Here is a 16,116-nt window from a genome sequence, read left to right on the forward strand (position 1 = left end):
CGTATCCTTGCCGCATGCGTAAAGACCCTGTCGAATGGATCCTGCGTGGCCTGTACTCGGTCGTGCTCTACATCCTGCTGCCGATCACCGTGTACCACCTGGTCTGGCGCGGTTTCCGGGTCCGCGAGTACTTCCGGCGCTGGGACGAGCGCTATGCCTCCTATCCGCAGCCCAGCGGCCAGCCGCGGGTCTGGCTGCATGCGGTCTCGGTGGGCGAGGTCAATGCCGCCGCGCCGCTGGTCAACGCGTTGCGCGAGCAGCGCCCCGACATCCGCTGGGTCATCACCACCATCACCCCGACCGGCTCCGAGCGCGTGCGCGCGCTGTGGGGCGATGCCCTGGACCACGTCTATCTGCCCTACGACGTGCCGGGCAGCGTCAATCGCTTTCTGGGCCATTTCCAGCCCAGCCTGGCGCTGATCCTGGAAACCGAGCTGTGGCCGAACATGCTGTTCGGCTGCCGCGACCGTGGCATTCCGGTCTACATCCTCAACGCACGCCTGTCGGCGCGCTCGTTGCGCGGCTACCGGCTGCTGGCGGCGCTGATCCGGCGCGCACTGCGTACCGTCACCTGCGTGGCTGCGCAGTCGCAGGACGACGCCGAGCGGTTCGTGCAGCTGGGGGCGGCGCCGGAGCAGGTGCAGGCGCTGGGCAATCTGAAATTCGACATCACCACCCCGGACGTGCAGGGCTTTGTCGGGCAGTTCCATGCCCGCGTCCCGGCCGGGCGGCCGGTGTGGATCGCCGCCAGCACCCACGAGGGCGAAGAGCAGGCGGTAGTCGAGCTGCACCGGCGCCTGCGCCAGCAGCACCCGGACCTGCTGCTGCTGTGGGCGCCGCGTCACCCCGAACGGTTCCCGAAGGTGGAAGCGCTGGCGCGCGAACAGGGCTGGAATGTGGCCACCCGCCGGGTGGAGCAGTGGCCGCAAGGCGGCACTGATGTGTTCGTCATCGATACCCTGGGCGAACTGATGCCGTTCTACGCCTGCGCCCAGGTCGCCTTCGTCGGTGGCAGCCTGCAGGCCATCGGTGGCCACAACCTGCTGGAGCCTGCGGCCATGGGCACCGCCTCGGTCACCGGCCCGCACCTGCACAACTTCGCCGAGATCTCCCGGCGCATGCGCGAGGCCGGCGCGCTGTTGATCGGCGAGGACGCACAGGCCGTTGGCGACCTGCTGCAGCATTTGCTTGAGAACGCCCAGGCCCGCGAGGACATGGCTCGCGCCGGGTGCACGCTGGTCAGCAATGGCCGTGGCGCGCTGCAGCGGACCCTGGCGCTGGTGGCACCGCATCTGCCGCCACCACGCGAGTGATCTCTGCGCTGCCGTGATCTGGCGGCGCACTGTCGTAATCGACTTCATCAAATCCACTTAGCGATGCGTGGCCTGTCGCGGTTGGACCGACTCCGCCGCTTGCAGCGTGCCTGTGATCACAACCTGGCGCATGCGCTACAGATTCCGATATCGCGCCGCTGCCGCAGCCTGCCAGCCTGATGTCCACCGCGCTTGGGCGGATATCAAGGGAACTTGGGATGGACGGCAACGGGGGCAGGGACGGCATCAATGACGATCGGCCGGGACTGGACCATCTGGCAGTGGTGGCATTGACGCTGCTGGTCGGTGGCAGCGTGATCGCGCTGGTCGGGCAGCACACGGCCGCGCAGGCCGGCCCGGCGATCGTGCTGAGCCTGCTGCTGGCGTCGCTCGGGGCGGGTATGGTGCTGTGTTGCCTGCAGGATCTGCTGGCGCGGCGACCTGATGCGCCGGGTCTGCACGGGTTGCTGGTGGCCGGCTGGGGGCCGCGGGTGGCCGGCGTGCTGGGCGCTGTGCTGCTGCTGGAGCTGGTGGTGACCGCGGCGGGTGCGGCGCAGTCCTCCGCCAGCCACCTGCACGCGGTGCTGGCCCTGTACGGGTTCCAGGCCGATCACACGGTACCGGTGCAGCTGACCGCCGCGGTGGGATTGCTGATGCTGGGCGCGACCGTGCTGCTGCCCGCGCGGGTGGTGGCGCTGGTGGCCTGTGCCCTGCTGACGGTGAAGATCGGCACCGGGCTGCTGCTGCTCACGCTGGCGGCGCGGTATGTGCACTACGCGCACTGGGTTCCGTGGCTGCCGGACGCCACCGCACCGTATCGCTTCGGTCTGGGCGGCGTGCTGGCCGCTGCGGTGCCGCTGCTGGGCGTGTTTGCCAGCGTCGGGCTGGCGCTGGGCTTTCCCGCGCTGCGGCGGCAACACGGACGCTGGCAACCCAGCGTACTGGCGCTGGCGTCGTTGATGGCGATGCTGTGGCTGATCCTGCTGGCGGCGCTGCAGGCCGGCCTGATCGAGTTTCCGGCGCTGGCCAGCACGCGGCCGCTGTCGGTGGCCCTGCAGAGCCATCCGCCGTTGCAGTGGATGTTGCCGCTGCTGCCGTTGGCCGGCGCCGCCGGCCTTGTCGCGTTGCAGATGGTGCTGTTGACGCTGGCGGTGCAGCTGGCGATGGCACTGCGGCCTGCGCCGCACGCCGCTGCGTGGCGGCCACGGCTGGTGGCGGTGGTGATGTCTGCAACGTTGCTGGCGCTGTGGGTACCGGCGGGGGCGTTGCCGGCACTGCCGGGCGCAGCCGCGCTGCTGGTGATGGGCATGCTGTGCCTGGCGGTGCTGCGCCCGCGCCCGGATGCAGCCGGGCAGGGTCCGTTGCGCTGGCCGGCCCGGACAATGCCGCTGTTGGCGCCGATGGCGGCGCTCCTGTGCCTGCTGGCGGCACTGGCACGGCTGCGGGCGTGGCCGGGCTGAGCAGAGTCTGCGCCTTGCGCGCAGCCGTCCGCGCCATCGCCCACAAAAAAGCCACCCTTGCGGGTGGCTTCTTCGTTGCAGGCGGGGCCTCGACTCAGCGCGTGGTCGTGGCCGGATTGCCGGCATCCTGGGTCAGGAGGCGGTTGATGTCCTGCAGTTCGGCCACGTCCAGTGCGCCCAGCGACTGGCTCAGCAGCAGGCGGTTCTGCAGGAAGGTGTAACGCGCGTTGGCATAGTCCAGCTGCGCCGAGAACAGGATGCGCTGGTTCTGGATCACGTCCAGCACGGTGCGGGTACCGACTTCCAGGCCGACCTGCGACGCGTCGTAGGCGCTCTGCGCCGAGACCACCGCCAGGCGGCGCGCTTCGACTTCGCTGATGCCCTGCACCAGGGTCTGGTAGGCATTGCGCGTGTTGCGGTCCAGGGCACGCTTCTGCTGCTCGTAGCCGTCCTGGGCGATGTCGCGCTGGGCCAGCGCCTGGCGCACGCCGGACTGGGTGGCGCCGCCGGAGAAGATCGGCACGCTCAGGGTCAGGCCGATGCTGTTGGTACGCGCATCCGGCGACAGCGAGCCGGCACCGGTGCTGTCACCCCAGGTGGCGGACTTGCCCCAGCTGCCGCCCAGCGACAGGGTCGGGTAGTGGCCACCACGGGCCGCCTGCACACCGGCTTCGGCGGCGCTGACCTTCAGTTCCTGCGCCTTCAGCGCCGGGTTCTGGGTGCTGGCCTGCTGCACCAGCTCGTCGATGTTGCCGCGGTTGGCCGGCACTTCCGGGCGGAAGTCGGCCGGCAGGCCGCGCAGGTTGACCACCGGCTGGCCGGTCAGTTCGGTCAGCGCCTGGTAGTTATCGGCCAGGGTGTTCTGCGCAACGATGGTGTTGGCGCGCGCCTGGTCGTACTGGGCGCGGGCTTCGTGCACGTCGGTGATCGGCGCCAGGCCCACTTCCAGGCGCTTGTCGGCGAAGTCGAACTGCTTCTTCGCGGCCGCTTCATTGGTCTGTGCGGCGTTCAGCGATTCGATCGCCACCAGCACATTGAAGTAGGCCGCCGAGGTGCGCACGATCAGGCTGTCGTTGGCCGAATCGAGGGTGAAGTCCGCCGCCTTGCTCAGCTCACGCTGCGAGCGCAGGTTGTTGATCTGGGTCCAGTTGAACAGCGTCTGGCTGCCCTCGATCGTGTAGTTGCGGCGCTTGCTGGTGACCGTGCCGGAGTTGGCATCGGCATTGGCTTCGCTGCGCGAACGGTTCAGCGTGGCCTGGCCGTTGATCTGCGGCAGCAGGGCGGCGCGCGCCTGCACGGCGCCTTCCTTGTCGTACAGCCGGGTCGATTCGGCGGCAGACAGCTGCGGATCGCCGTTGCGGGCCATTTCGTAGACCTGCAGCAGGTCGGCGGCATGGGCGGACAACGGCAGCAGGGCAGTGGCCAGCGCAACAGCGAGGGATCGGCGGATCATTGCGGCTTCCTTGGACTCAGAGGTGGAACTGGGGTGCCGGGGCGGCACCGCGCAGGTAATCGATATCGGTCTCGAACAGGGACTCGGTGCTGCCGTCGGCCTTGACCAGCAGGGCCTCCATCGCCGGCGAGCGGCCGTGGATCACGAACAGGCGGCCACCCGGACGCAGCCACGAAGCAAACTGTGACGGCACAACGTCGACCGCACCAGTGACACAGATCACGTCAAAACGGCGTTCGGTCTGCCACGACAGGGCGTCGGCCACTTCCACGCGGACATTGCTGCCCAGGCCGGAAGCGTCCAGGCGCGCGCGCGCGGCAGCGGCCAGTTCCGCATCGATCTCCAGGCTCAGCACGTCGCGCGCCAGCGCGCCGATGCAGGCGGCCAGGAAACCGCTGCCGGTGCCGATTTCCAGCACTTCGTCACCCGGCTGCAGGTCCAGCGCCTGCAGGGTACGGCCCTCGATGACCGGCTTCATCATCTTCTGGCCGTTGCCGATCGGCAGTTCAACATCGGCGTAGGCCAGCGCCCGGTGTGCATCGGCGACAAAGGCCTCGCGCGGCAGGCGGGCCAGGACGTCGAGCACCTTGATGTCCAGCACGTCCCAGGGACGGATCTGCTGTTCCACCATCAGTTCGCGGGCGTGGGCGTAATCAATCGTCATGAGGTTCAAATCCAGCGCAGTGGGCCGGCCATTTTACCGGTGCCGGAGGCCGGCGGCGCGCCCAGAGCATCAGCTGCCGGGGGGCCGGGGTCGCAGTGCCGGAAGTCATCGCGACCTCCGGTTCATTCAGGTTTGCCGTTTCAGCCGGTTCCGGCCCTTCGCGGCGCATAGGCGCGCAGGAAAAAGTCGATGCTGGCGGTCACGTGGGTGAGAGGGTCGCACTCCACCGGTGACAGTGGCATGCCGCACATCATATGCATGTGCACTTCGCCCTTCACCAGGGTCAGGAACTGCTGGCCGGCCAGGTAGTAGTCGGGGATGTCCAGCTCGCCGCGTTCGCCGCGGGCACGCAGGAAGTCGGCCAGGGCCTCGCAGGTGCGCTCCGGGCCGGCCTGCCAGAACAGCTCGCGCAGGCGCTCGTCGGTCTCCGGCGCCATCATCATGCGCTGGATCGAGATCGCCGCGTCGGAGGTGATCAGCTCGAAGAAGGCCAGGCCGATGCCGATCAGCTGGTCGCGCAGAGGACCCTCCGCATCGGCCACGAACAGCGCATCGGGCAGCATTTCAATGCACTTGGACTGCACGGCCTCGGAGAACAGGGTCTCCTTGTCGCCGAAATGGCTGTACACGGTCAGCTTCGAGACGCCGGCCTGGGCGGCGATGGCGTCCATGCTCACGCCGGTATAGCCCTGTTCGATGAACAGTGCCTTGGCTGCTTCAAGGATCGCCGCGCGCTTGCCCAGATCCTTGGGGCGCCCGGGTCCGGCGGCCTTGGCAGCAGGCTTGGCCGACGGCTTGCGGGAAGTGGAAGAACTCATCGCAACAATACTAGACCAAGCGGTTCGATATTTATACTATACCGGCCGGTTTATTAAATTGGGCCGGCAGTCGTGGCCCCCCCTTGTTGCAACCCTGCGTTTTCAGGACGTTGACCGATGAAGATCGTGCGCTGGATGGGCGGTATGGTGTGGGTGGCTGCGCTGGCAGCCTGTTCGGGACAGGAGCAGGCGCCGCAGGCGGCCGTGCCGGTGCTGGTGGTGCATCCCGGCGAACAGGCCGGGCAGGCGCCGGCGGCGTTCCCGGGCACGGTGCGTGCCCGCCAGGAAAGCCCGCTGTCGTTCCGCGTCGGCGGCAACCTGGTCAAGCGTCATGTCGATGCCGGCCAACGGGTGAAGAAGGGTGAGGTGCTGGCTGAGCTGGATGTGGCCGACTTCGCGCTGCAGGCGCGTGCCTCGCAGGCTCAGCTGGCCGCGGCCGAAGCCGATCTGGTACGCGCCCGCGACGACCTCAAGCGCTACCAGGTGCTGGCCGACCAGCAGCTGGTCAGCCGCTCGCAGCTGGACCAGCAATCGGCCGCCTTCAAGGCTGCGCAGGGCCAGGCCAACGCCGCCCGCGCCAACCTCGATGTACTGCGCAACCAGGCTGACTACGCGCAGCTGCGCGCGCCGGCTGATGGTGTGATCGCCAGCCGCGAGGCCGAAGCCGGGCAGGTGGTGTCCGCCGGCCAGACCATCTTCAACCTGGCCGCCGACGGTGGCCGCGAAGTGCTGATCGACCTGCCCGAAGCCACCATCCGCGACTACGCGGTCGGCCAGCCGGTCGAGGTGGAACTGTGGAACCGTCCGGGCCAGCGCCTGCCGGGCACGATCCGCGAGATCGCCGCCGCCGCCGATCCGCAGGCGCGCACCTACGCCACGCGGGTCAGCCTGGCCGCCGATGCGCTGGCCGATGTCGAACTGGGGCAGAGCGCGCGCGTCTACAGCAGCGCCGGCCGCCACGGCACGCTGCAGCTGCCGCTGGGCGCGCTGCAGCGCGGTGCCAATGGTGCAGCCAGCGTGTGGGTGGTCGATCCGGCCAACAGCACCCTGAAGGCCGCCCCCGTCACCACCGGTGCCTATGGCAGCGAGACGGTACCGGTGCTGTCCGGCGTCGGTGCCGCAGACTGGGTGGTTGCCGCCGGCGGCCATCTGCTGCGCGCCGGCCAGCCAGTGATCGCGGTGGACCGGCAGAACCGCCCGGTGCTGAAGCCGGCCGCACCGCCAGCTGCCGCCAAGGCCAAGGAGTAAGCCGGTGCGCCGCTTCAATCTTTCCGAGTGGGCGCTGGCCAATCGACCACTGGTGCTGTTTGCGATGCTTGCCTTCGCCCTGATCGGTGCGTGGTCGTACAAGCATCTGGGCCAATCCGAAGATCCGCCGTTCACCTTCAAGGCGATGGTGGTGCGCACGTTGTGGCCGGGCGCCACCGCCGAGCAGGTCTCGCGGCAGGTGACCGAGCCGATCGAGAAGGCGCTGATGAACACCGGCGAGTACGAGTTCATCCGCTCGTACTCGCGCCCGGGCGAATCGCAGGTGATCTTCATGGCCCGCGACAGCCTGCGTTCCAAGCAGATTCCGGACCTGTGGTACCAGGTGCGCAAGCGCGTGGGGGACATCCGTGCGACGCTGCCGCGCGAGATCGTCGGCCCGTTCTTCAACGATGAATTCGGCGATACCTACGGCAATATCTATGCGTTGACCGGCAAGGGCTTCGACTATGCGGTGATGCGCGACTACGCCGACCGCATCCAGCTGGAACTGCAGCGCGTGCCCGACGTCGGCAAGATCGACCTGGTTGGGCTGCAGGACGAGAAGGTGTGGATCGAGTTGTCCAACACCCGCCTGGCCACGCTGGGCGTGTCGATGCAGCAGGTGCAGCAGGCGCTGGCCGACCAGAATGCGGTGAGTGGTACCAGCTTCTTCGAGACCGCCACCGACCGCGTGCAGCTGCGCGTGACCGGCCAGTTCAACGATATCGAAGCGATACGCCAGTTCCCGATCCGCGCCGGTGAGCGCACCGTGCACCTGGGCGACATCGCCGAGGTCAAGCGCGGCTTCGCCGATCCGGCGTCGCCGAAGATGCGATTCATGGGCGAAGAGGCGATCGGCCTGGCCGTTGCCATGAAGGACGGCGGTGACATCCTCAAGCTCGGCGCCAACCTGGATGCCGAGTTCGAGCGCCTGCAGAAGACGCTGCCGGCGGGCATGCAGCTGCGCAAGGTGTCCGACCAGCCGCAGTCGGTGGAGGAGTCGGTTGGCGAGTTCGTGCAGGTGCTGACCGAAGCGGTGGTGATCGTGTTGCTGGTCAGCTTCTTCTCGCTGGGCCTGCGCACCGGCCTGGTGGTGGGCGTGACCATTCCGCTGGTGCTGGCGATGACCTTCTTCGTCATGCACTACTTCGACATCGGCCTGCACAAGATCTCGCTGGGCGCGCTGGTGCTGGCGCTGGGCCTGCTGGTGGACGATGCGATCATCGCGGTGGAGATGATGGCCACCAAGATGGAGCAGGGCTATGACCGCCTGCGCGCGGCCAGCTTCGCCTGGGAATCGACCGCGTTCCCGATGCTGACCGGCACGTTGATCACCGCAGCCGGCTTCCTGCCGATCGCCACGGCCGCATCGAGCACCGGTGAATACACCCGCTCGCTGTTCCAGGTGGTGACCATCGCGCTGGTGGTGTCGTGGATCGCGGCGGTGCTGTTCATCCCGTACCTGGGCGACAAGATGCTGCCGGACCTGTTCAATCCGCAGCCGCCGAAGCCGGGCAGCCTGTCCGCGCGCTGGCACGCCAAGCGCCAGCAGTGGGCCGACCGCTACCCGGCGCTGGCCAACCTGATCGCGCCGCCGCAGCACGGGCACGACCATGATCCCTACCAGCGCCCGTTCTACCGCAGCTTCCGCCGCTTCCTCGACGCCTGCCTGCGCCGACGCTGGTGGGTGATCGCCGCGACCATCGCGTTGTTCATCGGTTCGCTGATGCTGTTCCGCTTCGTGCCGCAGCAGTTCTTCCCGGACTCGACGCGGCCGGAGCTGATGGTGGACATCGAGCTGGCCGAGGGCGCGTCGCTGCGTTCGACCCAGGCCCAGGCCGAGAAGCTGGAGAAGCTGCTGTCCAGCCGTGAGGGCATCGCCAACTACGTGTCCTACGTGGGTACCGGTTCGCCGCGCTTCTACCTGCCGTTGGACCAACAGCTGCCGGCGACCAACTTCGCCCAGTTCGTGGTGCTGGCCAAGGACATCAAGTCACGCGAAAGCACCCGCGACTGGCTGCTGCACGAGGTGATCCCGAAGTTCCCGGACGTGCAGATGCGCGTGACCCGCCTGGAGAACGGCCCACCGGTCGGCTATCCGGTACAGATGCGTATCTCCGGCGAGCACATCGAGAAGGTGCAGGCGATCGCACGCGAGGTCGAGGCCAAGGTGCGCGGGAATCCGCACGTGATGAACGTCAACCTGGACTGGAGCGAGCCGAGCAAGGTAGTGCGGCTGGTGATCGACCAGGAGCGCGCCCGCGCGCTGGGCGTGAGCAGTGCCCAGGTCAGCCAGTTCCTGTCCAGTTCGCTGGCCGGGCAGTCGGTGAGCGTGTACCGCGAAGGCAACCGCCAGATCGAGATGCTGCTGCGTGGCCCGGCCGACGAGCGCAACCAGCTGGAGCTGCTGTCAAGCCTGTCGATGCCGACGGCCAACGGCGGCAGCATCACGCTGTCGCAGGTGGCGACGATGGAGTACGGCTTCGAGGACGGCATCATCTGGCACCGCAACCGCCTGCCGACGGTGACCGTGCGCGCCGATATCAGCGATGGCATGCAGCCGCTGGACGTGGTGCACCAGATCCTGCCGACGCTGGATGGCATCCGTGCCGAGCTGCCCAGTGGCTACCTGCTGGAAACCGGCGGCACGGTGGAGGATTCGGCACGTGGCCAGAACTCGATCAAGGCCGGCATGCCGCTGTTCCTGGTGGTGGTGGCCACGCTGCTGATGCTGCAGCTGCGCAGCTTCTCGCGTGCGGCGATGGTGCTGGTCACCGCACCGCTGGGCATCATCGGCGCGACCTTGTTCCTGCTGCTGTTCCGTGCACCGTTCGGATTCGTGGCGCTGCTGGGCACGATCGCACTGGCCGGCATGATCATGCGCAACTCGGTGATCCTGATCGACCAGATCCAGCAGGACATCGACGCCGGGCATGACCGCTGGCATTCGATCATCGATGCCACCGTGCGCCGCTTCCGCCCGATCGTGCTGACCGCGCTCGCTGCGGTGCTGGCGATGATTCCGCTGTCGCGCAGTGCCTTCTACGGTTCGATGGCGATCTCGATCATGGGCGGCCTGATCGTGGGCACGGTGCTGACCCTGGTGTTCCTGCCGGCGCTGTATGCAGCGTGGTTCCGGGTCAAGCCGGACGAATCCGGGGCCTAACACCCCGGGTTCTACGGCCACCGCTCCTGGGATGTGCCAACCTTGGTTGGCACTGCGCTTTGCATCCACGCATGGCGCGCAGTGATCTGCTCGCGGGATCTGCTTTTTGTAGAGCCGAGCCATGCTCGGCTGTTCCTTGCGCGATGATGGGATGAGTCGAGCAGGGCTCGACTCTAGAGAAGCATCCACGCATGGCGTGGATCTACCGCAATTGCAGGCCGGTTCGAAGCACCGGCAACAGCCACTCGATGAACACCTGTACACGTTGTGCGCGGTGCTGCCGATGCGGCAGCAGCAGGGTCACCGGCAGCGGTTGTGCCACGTACTGCGGCATCACCTCGACCAGTTCGCCGGATTGCAGCTCGGCCTGAACGTCGTAGCGCGGAATCTGCAACAGCCCCAGCCCGGCCGCGCAGCATGCGATCGACGCCTCGGCGCTGTTCACCCGCACCCAGCCGGGTATCGGCAACGTACGCAGCTGCGCACCGTCCTGCCATTCCCAGGGTTCCACCCGTGCCGTGGTTGGTGAGGCGTAGTTCACCGCGCGATGCTGCTGCAGATCGGCAGGATGCTGCGGCTCGCCGTGCTCGCGCAGATATGCGGGCGCAGCGACGTTGACGAAATCCAGCTCGCCCAGCGTGCGTGCCACCAGGCTGGAATCGCCCAGATGACCGACCCGCAGCACCGCATCGCAGCCGTCTTCGATCAGGTTCACCGCGCGGTCGGTCATGCCCAGATCCACTTCCACCTGCGGATAGCGGGCGAAGAAGTCGGGCAGGGCCGGGGCGATGATGCGGCGGCCGATGCGGCTGGGCACGTCGATCTTCAGCAGGCCCACCGGCTGCGCGTCGTCCTGGCGAAACAGCGATTCGGCGTCTTCGACTTCGGCGATCAGGCGCAGGCAGCGCGCATGGAACACGTCGCCATCGTGGGTGGTGGAGACGCGGCGGGTCGAGCGCTGCAGCAGGCGCGTGCCGAGCCGCTGCTCCAGCTCCGCCACCGCCGCCGAGACCGTTGAGCGGGGCAGGCCGAGCTGGTCGGCGGCGCGGGTGAAGCTGGCGCACTCCACGACCCGGGCGAAGATGCGGAAGCGGTCGATCCGGTCCATTGTTCGCTGACTCTGGAAAGTTAAGTCAATGTGGCGGGCTTTATCCGCTTTTTCTGCACGATATCGTCGTCAGGGCAGGGTTGCCACCCCGGGCAGCCTCCTCCCCGAGACTGAAGCCATGACCGACCATTCCCTCCAGGGCAAGACCGTGCTGATCGCCGGTGGCGCCAAGAACCTGGGCGGCCTGCTGGCCCGCGACTTCGCCGCGCACGGCGCCAGAGCCATTGTCATCCACTACAACAGTGCTGCCACCCAGGCCGACGCCGAAGCCACCGTCGCTGCGGTGCAGGCGGCCGGCAGCAAGGCCGTGGCGCTGCAGGGCGACCTGACGTCGGCGGCAGCGATGGAGCGCCTGTTCGCCGATGCCGTGGCCACAGTCGGCCGTCCCGACATCGCCATCAACACAGTGGGCAAGGTATTGAAGAAGCCGCTGCTGGACATCAGCGAAGCGGAGTACGATGAGATGAGCGCGGTCAACGCCAAGGCGGCGTTCTTCTTCCTCAAGGAAGCCGGCCGCCACGTCAACGACGGTGGTCGCATCTGTACCCTGGTCACCTCATTGCTGGGTGCCTACACGCCGTTCTATTCCAGCTACGCCGGCACCAAGGCGCCGGTCGAGCATTTCACCCGTGCGGCGTCGAAGGAGTTTGGCGAGCGCGGCATCTCGGTGACCGCGATCGGCCCCGGTCCGATGGATACGCCGTTCTTCTACCCGGCCGAGAGCGCCGACGCGCAGGCGTATCACAAGACTGCTGCGGCGCTGTCTGCATTCACCCGTACCGGCCTGACCGACATCGTCGACATCGTGCCGTGGATCCGCTTCCTGGTGACCGATGGCTGGTGGATGACCGGGCAGACGATCCTGGTCAATGGTGGGTACACGACCAAGTAAGCAAAGCCACGCAGGGCGTGGCTGCCGGCTGCCTGTAGAGTCGAGCCATGCTCGACTGCCGTTCAATGAGCCGAGCATGGCTCGGCTCTACAGGTGTCGCCGGATGGATCAGGCGAGCTTGGCCAGCACCGCATCGGTCGCGGCGGCGGTGCTCACGGCCTGGCCCTTGGCGGCCAGGTCGGCGGTGAACACCCCGTCATCCAGCACCGCATGCACGGCCGCTTCCACCGCGGCGGCTTCGGCTTCCAGGCCCAACGAATGGCGCAGCAGCATCGCCGCGCTGAAGATCGTCGCGTACGGATTGGCGATGCCCTTGCCGGCAATGTCCGGCGCCGAACCATGGATGGGCTCGTAGATGCCCACCGCACCCGGCTCGCCCAGCGAGGCCGACGGCAGCAGGCCCAGCGAGCCGGCCAGCATCGAGGCTTCATCGGTGAGGATGTCGCCGAACATGTTCTCGGTCACGATGACGTCGTACTCGCGCGGCTTGGCCAGCAGGTGCATGGCCATCGAATCGACCAGCTGGTGCTCCAGGGCAACGTCCGGGAATTCCTCGCGGCCGATGCGCGCGGCTACGTCACGCCACAGGCGCGATGTTTCCAGCACGTTGGCCTTGTCCACCGACGTGACCTTGCCGCGACGCTGCTGCGCCAGGCGGAAGGCACTGCGCAGCACGCGCTCGATCTCGGCCACGGTGTAGCGGCACAGATCACTGGCGCTGTCGGCGTCGCGGGTCTTGTCGCCGAAGTAGATGCCGCCGGTCAGTTCGCGCACCACCACGAAGTCCACGCCCTGCAGCAGTTCGGCCTTGATCGGTGAGGCGTGCAGCGCGGCCTCGTGGGTACGCACCGGACGCAGGTTGGCATACAGGCCCAGCGCCTTGCGGATCGCCAGCAGGCCCTGCTCCGGGCGCACCTTGGCATTCGGGTCGGACCACTTCGGGCCGCCCACCGCGCCCAGCAGCACCGCATTGGCGGCCTGGCAGGCGGACAGGGTCGACGCCGGCAGCGGCTCGCCATGGCGGTCGATGGCGATGCCACCGATATCGTGCTCGCTGAAAGTGAAGGTGTGGTTGAAGCGTTCGGCGACGGACTTCAGGACGGCAACTGCCGCAGCGGCCACTTCCGGGCCGATGCCATCACCGGGCAGGACAACAATCTCAGCGTGCATGCTCACTCTCGTAACGTTCGATTTCAGGGACACGGCCCAACAGATAACCCAATTGATCCACGCCTTCCAGCAGGCAGGTCTGCGAGAAGCCATCCAGCGGGAAGGAATACACGCGGCCATCGGGCGTACGCAGCTCGCGTGCGGCCACATCGATGGTCAGCTCATCGTCCGGGCGCTGCATCAGCGCCTGCACATCGGCTTCGTCCAGCACGATCGGCAGCAGGCCGTTCTTCAGCGAATTGCCGCGGAAGATGTCGGCGATCTCGCTGCTGACGATGGCGCGCAGGCCCAGGTCGGTCAGCGCCCACGGTGCATGCTCGCGCGAGGAGCCGCAGCCGAAGTTGCGGCCTGCCAGCAGGATGCTGCGGCCGGCGTTGTGCGGCTGGTTGAAGGCGAACTCGGCCACCGGCGAACCGTCGGCCTGCCAGCGCCAGTCATTGAACGCATTGCGGCCCAGGCCGGCGCGCTCGGTGGTGGACAGGAACCGCGCCGGAATGATCTGGTCGGTGTCGATGTTGGTCTGGCGCAGCACCACGCTGGCCGAGGTCAGAGTGCGGAAACCGGCCATCACGCCACCTCCTGCGCGAACAGTTCGCGGGTATCGGCAACGTGCCCGTTCACCGCGGCCCACGCGGCGCTCATCGGCGAGGCCAGCAGCGTGCGCGAACCGGGGCCCTGGCGGCCTTCGAAATTACGGTTGCTGGTGCTGACGGCCAGCTGGCCCGGCGCGACCAGATCACCGTTCATGGCGATGCACATCGAGCAGCCAGGCTCGCGCCATTCGGCACCGGCCGCGCGCACGATTTCGTGGATGCCTTCGGCCTCTGCCTCGCGCTTGACGATCTCCGAGCCCGGTACCACCAGCATGCGCACCCGCTCAGCGACGCGACGACCGCGCAGCACCTGCGCCACCTCGCGCATGTCACTCAGGCGGCCATTGGTGCACGAGCCGACGAACACTACGTCCACCGGCGTGCCGGCCAGCGCCTTGCCGGCCTGGAAGTGCATGTAGTCCAGGCCCTTCTGCGCGGCGGCATCGTTGGCGGCGGGAATCGGTGCATCCACTGCGATGGCGGTGCCCGGATGCGTGCCCCAGGTCAGGGTCGGACGGATGTCGGTGGCGTCGATGTGCACTTCGCTGTCGAAGCGCGCACCGTCATCGCTGCGCAGCTGCTGCCAGCGTGCGACGGCGGCGTCGAACCCGGCACCCTTGGGGCCGCGCGGGGTGTTGGCCACGAAGTCGAAGGTGACCTGGTCCGGGGCAACCATGCCGGCACGCGCGCCGGCTTCGATGGACATGTTGCACAGGGTCATGCGCTGTTCCATGTCCATCGCTTCGATGGTGCTGCCACGGAACTCGATGACGTGGCCGGTGCCGCCGTTGACGCCGATCACGCCGATGATGTGGAGGACCACATCCTTGGCGCCGACGCCGGGCGCCAGCGCGCCATCGACGGTGATCGCCAGGGTCTTCGCCTTGCGCTGCAGCAGGCACTGCGTGGCCAACACGTGGCCGACTTCACTGGTGCCGATGCCGAAGGCCAGCGAACCGAACGCACCGTGGGTGGAGGTGTGGCTGTCGCCGCAGACGATGGTCATGCCCGGCTGGGTGAAGCCCTGTTCCGGCGCGATGACGTGGACGATTCCGCGATTGTCCGAGGCCATGTCGAACAGCTCGATGCCATGCTCGGCGCAGTTGCGCGCCAGGGTGGCCACCTGGGCTTCGGAGGCGGCGCTGGCATAGGGCAGCTTGCCGTCGGCACCGGCCGGCAGGGTCGGGGTGGAATGGTCCATCGTTGCCTTGGTGCGGTCCGGGCGGCGCGGCGACAGGCCACGTTCGCGCAGCTCGGTGAACGCCTGTGGCGAGGTGACCTCGTGGATCAGGTGCAGGTCGATGTACAGCACGGCGGGGGCGCTGTCGGATTCGGGAACCACCACGTGGGCGTCCCACAGTTTGTCGTACAGGGTGCGGGGTGCGGAAGTCATGCGTTTGCCTGGCAGAAGTACGAAGGTGCGGACATCAGGAAAGATAGCGAAAAGTGTTGAGTCAGCGGCGACGGGCGAGCACGCGCAGCCGCACGTAGTCGGCCAGCGGCTGGCCAGTTGCGTCACGCGGCAGGTCATCCAGCAGTGCCACTGCGGCATCGCGTACGGTAGCGCGCGCGTGGTCTGGCAGGTCGTCCAGCAGCGGCGCGGCGAACACGCGCAGCCAGCCGGCCACGCCGGTCGGCAGTGAGGTGGGGCGTGGCGTGGTTTCGATCAGCTGCACCTGGAAGCCGTGCTGGCGCAGGCGATCGGCGTAGCTGTCGGCGGTCGGGAAGTACCACTGGAACGCACTGGCGCCGTGGCCATGGGCCACGCGTGCGGCCTGCACTGCGGCGATGATCGTGGCCACGTTGCCGTGGCCGCCGAACTCGGCAACGAAGCGGCCGCCAGGGCGCAACGCCCGGCGCACGCCTTCCAGCACGCGGTCGGGGTTGCCCATCCAGTGCAGCGCCGCGTTGCTGAACACCGCATCGAATTCACTGTCGAAGGCCAGTGCGTGGCCATCCATCACCTGCGCATCGACGCCACGCGCGCGGGCGGCAACCACCAGTTCCGGCGAGGCATCGACGCCGTGGATGCGTGCACCGCTCAGGGCCAGCTCGGTGCTGAGCACGCCATCCCCACAGCCCAGGTCGAGGATGCGTTCACCGGCGCGCGGGTCGAGCAGGCGCGCGACCGCGCCGCCGAGCAGCGGCACGAAGCCGGCGTCGATCGCATAGTCCTGGGCATTCCACTGCTGGCCGGCCGAGGCCGTGGTGGGGGTGTCGAAGGCGCTCAT

At 67.8% G+C, this 16,116-nt stretch carries 13 protein-coding genes; 5 read left to right on the top strand and 8 right to left on the bottom strand.

Features of this window, described 5'->3' with window-relative positions; all coding sequences use genetic code 11:
• The first annotated feature begins 14 nt into the window (after positions 1-14).
• The gene (waaA, locus tag LZ605_RS19145) at positions 15-1,313 is read left to right on the top strand and encodes a lipid IV(A) 3-deoxy-D-manno-octulosonic acid transferase (RefSeq protein ID WP_249842906.1); all 1,299 of its coding nucleotides are present in this window, start codon (positions 15-17) and stop codon (positions 1,311-1,313) included.
• A gap of 218 nt (positions 1,314-1,531) precedes the next feature.
• On the top strand, positions 1,532-2,773 hold the full coding sequence (locus LZ605_RS19150; protein WP_249842907.1) for an amino acid transporter: 1,242 nt from the start codon (positions 1,532-1,534) through the stop codon (positions 2,771-2,773).
• 94 nt (positions 2,774-2,867) lie between these two features.
• On the opposite strand, the gene LZ605_RS19155 is transcribed toward LZ605_RS19150, so the two are convergent.
• From LZ605_RS19155 to LZ605_RS19165, 3 genes are all read right to left on the bottom strand, one after another.
• Positions 2,868-4,226 (bottom strand): TolC family outer membrane protein, encoded by a 1,359-nt coding sequence (locus tag LZ605_RS19155; protein ID WP_249842908.1) that lies wholly within the window; start codon positions 4,224-4,226, stop codon positions 2,868-2,870.
• 16 nt (positions 4,227-4,242) lie between these two features.
• On the bottom strand, positions 4,243-4,890 hold the full coding sequence (locus tag LZ605_RS19160) for a protein-L-isoaspartate O-methyltransferase family protein (protein WP_107231583.1): 648 nt from the start codon (positions 4,888-4,890) through the stop codon (positions 4,243-4,245).
• Between the two features lie 140 nt (positions 4,891-5,030).
• Positions 5,031-5,708 (bottom strand): TetR/AcrR family transcriptional regulator, encoded by a 678-nt coding sequence (locus LZ605_RS19165; RefSeq protein WP_249842909.1) that lies wholly within the window; start codon positions 5,706-5,708, stop codon positions 5,031-5,033.
• Positions 5,709-5,825: 117 nt separating this feature from the next.
• On the opposite strand from LZ605_RS19165, the gene LZ605_RS19170 reads away from it, so the two are divergent.
• Together LZ605_RS19170 and LZ605_RS19175 are read left to right on the top strand one after the other, a co-directional pair.
• On the top strand, positions 5,826-6,956 hold the full coding sequence (locus tag LZ605_RS19170) for an efflux RND transporter periplasmic adaptor subunit (RefSeq protein WP_249842910.1): 1,131 nt from the start codon (positions 5,826-5,828) through the stop codon (positions 6,954-6,956).
• A gap of 4 nt (positions 6,957-6,960) precedes the next feature.
• Entirely contained in the window at positions 6,961-10,122 is a 3,162-nt protein-coding gene (locus tag LZ605_RS19175) for an efflux RND transporter permease subunit (RefSeq protein ID WP_279920541.1), read from the top strand.
• A gap of 202 nt (positions 10,123-10,324) precedes the next feature.
• Here the strand turns inward: LZ605_RS19175 and LZ605_RS19180 are convergent, their stop codons facing one another.
• The gene (locus LZ605_RS19180; protein WP_249842911.1) at positions 10,325-11,230 is read right to left on the bottom strand and encodes a LysR family transcriptional regulator; all 906 of its coding nucleotides are present in this window, start codon (positions 11,228-11,230) and stop codon (positions 10,325-10,327) included.
• 118 nt (positions 11,231-11,348) lie between these two features.
• On the opposite strand from LZ605_RS19180, the gene LZ605_RS19185 reads away from it, so the two are divergent.
• Complete coding sequence (locus LZ605_RS19185) at positions 11,349-12,122, top strand: SDR family oxidoreductase (RefSeq protein ID WP_249842912.1); 774 nt, start codon at positions 11,349-11,351, stop codon at positions 12,120-12,122.
• 108 nt (positions 12,123-12,230) lie between these two features.
• On the opposite strand, the gene leuB is transcribed toward LZ605_RS19185, so the two are convergent.
• From leuB to LZ605_RS19205, 4 genes are all read right to left on the bottom strand, one after another.
• A complete protein-coding gene (leuB, locus tag LZ605_RS19190; protein ID WP_249842913.1) occupies positions 12,231-13,292 on the bottom strand; it encodes a 3-isopropylmalate dehydrogenase in 1,062 nt (353 codons plus the stop codon).
• The gene (gene leuD, locus LZ605_RS19195) at positions 13,282-13,860 is read right to left on the bottom strand and encodes a 3-isopropylmalate dehydratase small subunit (protein ID WP_249842914.1); all 579 of its coding nucleotides are present in this window, start codon (positions 13,858-13,860) and stop codon (positions 13,282-13,284) included. Before leuD ends, leuB begins: the two co-directional genes overlap by 11 nt.
• The gene (leuC, locus tag LZ605_RS19200; protein ID WP_249842915.1) at positions 13,860-15,278 is read right to left on the bottom strand and encodes a 3-isopropylmalate dehydratase large subunit; all 1,419 of its coding nucleotides are present in this window, start codon (positions 15,276-15,278) and stop codon (positions 13,860-13,862) included. The genes leuD and leuC overlap by 1 nt, the downstream gene beginning before the upstream one ends.
• Before the next feature lie 61 nt (positions 15,279-15,339).
• A complete protein-coding gene (locus LZ605_RS19205; RefSeq protein WP_249842916.1) occupies positions 15,340-16,116 on the bottom strand; it encodes a class I SAM-dependent methyltransferase in 777 nt (258 codons plus the stop codon).

The sequence above is a fragment of the Stenotrophomonas maltophilia genome, assembly GCF_023518235.1.
Lineage (GTDB): Bacteria > Pseudomonadota > Gammaproteobacteria > Xanthomonadales > Xanthomonadaceae > Stenotrophomonas.

Excerpts from the sequence above, each read along its gene's own strand:
- LZ605_RS19205 (WP_249842916.1), bottom strand. The coding sequence starts at position 16,116 with ATGAGCGCCTTCGACACCCCCACCACGGCCTCGGCCGGCCAGCAGTGG.
- LZ605_RS19150 (WP_249842907.1), top strand. The coding sequence starts at position 1,532 with ATGGACGGCAACGGGGGCAGGGACGGCATCAATGACGATCGGCCGGGA.
- leuD (WP_249842914.1), bottom strand. The coding sequence starts at position 13,860 with ATGGCCGGTTTCCGCACTCTGACCTCGGCCAGCGTGGTGCTGCGCCAG.
- LZ605_RS19180 (WP_249842911.1), bottom strand. The coding sequence starts at position 11,230 with ATGGACCGGATCGACCGCTTCCGCATCTTCGCCCGGGTCGTGGAGTGC.
- LZ605_RS19165 (WP_249842909.1), bottom strand. The coding sequence starts at position 5,708 with ATGAGTTCTTCCACTTCCCGCAAGCCGTCGGCCAAGCCTGCTGCCAAG.
- LZ605_RS19170 (WP_249842910.1), top strand. The coding sequence starts at position 5,826 with ATGAAGATCGTGCGCTGGATGGGCGGTATGGTGTGGGTGGCTGCGCTG.
- leuB (WP_249842913.1), bottom strand. The coding sequence starts at position 13,292 with ATGCACGCTGAGATTGTTGTCCTGCCCGGTGATGGCATCGGCCCGGAA.
- leuC (WP_249842915.1), bottom strand. The coding sequence starts at position 15,278 with ATGACTTCCGCACCCCGCACCCTGTACGACAAACTGTGGGACGCCCAC.
- LZ605_RS19160 (WP_107231583.1), bottom strand. The coding sequence starts at position 4,890 with ATGACGATTGATTACGCCCACGCCCGCGAACTGATGGTGGAACAGCAG.
- waaA (WP_249842906.1), top strand. The coding sequence starts at position 15 with ATGCGTAAAGACCCTGTCGAATGGATCCTGCGTGGCCTGTACTCGGTC.
- LZ605_RS19155 (WP_249842908.1), bottom strand. The coding sequence starts at position 4,226 with ATGATCCGCCGATCCCTCGCTGTTGCGCTGGCCACTGCCCTGCTGCCG.
- LZ605_RS19185 (WP_249842912.1), top strand. The coding sequence starts at position 11,349 with ATGACCGACCATTCCCTCCAGGGCAAGACCGTGCTGATCGCCGGTGGC.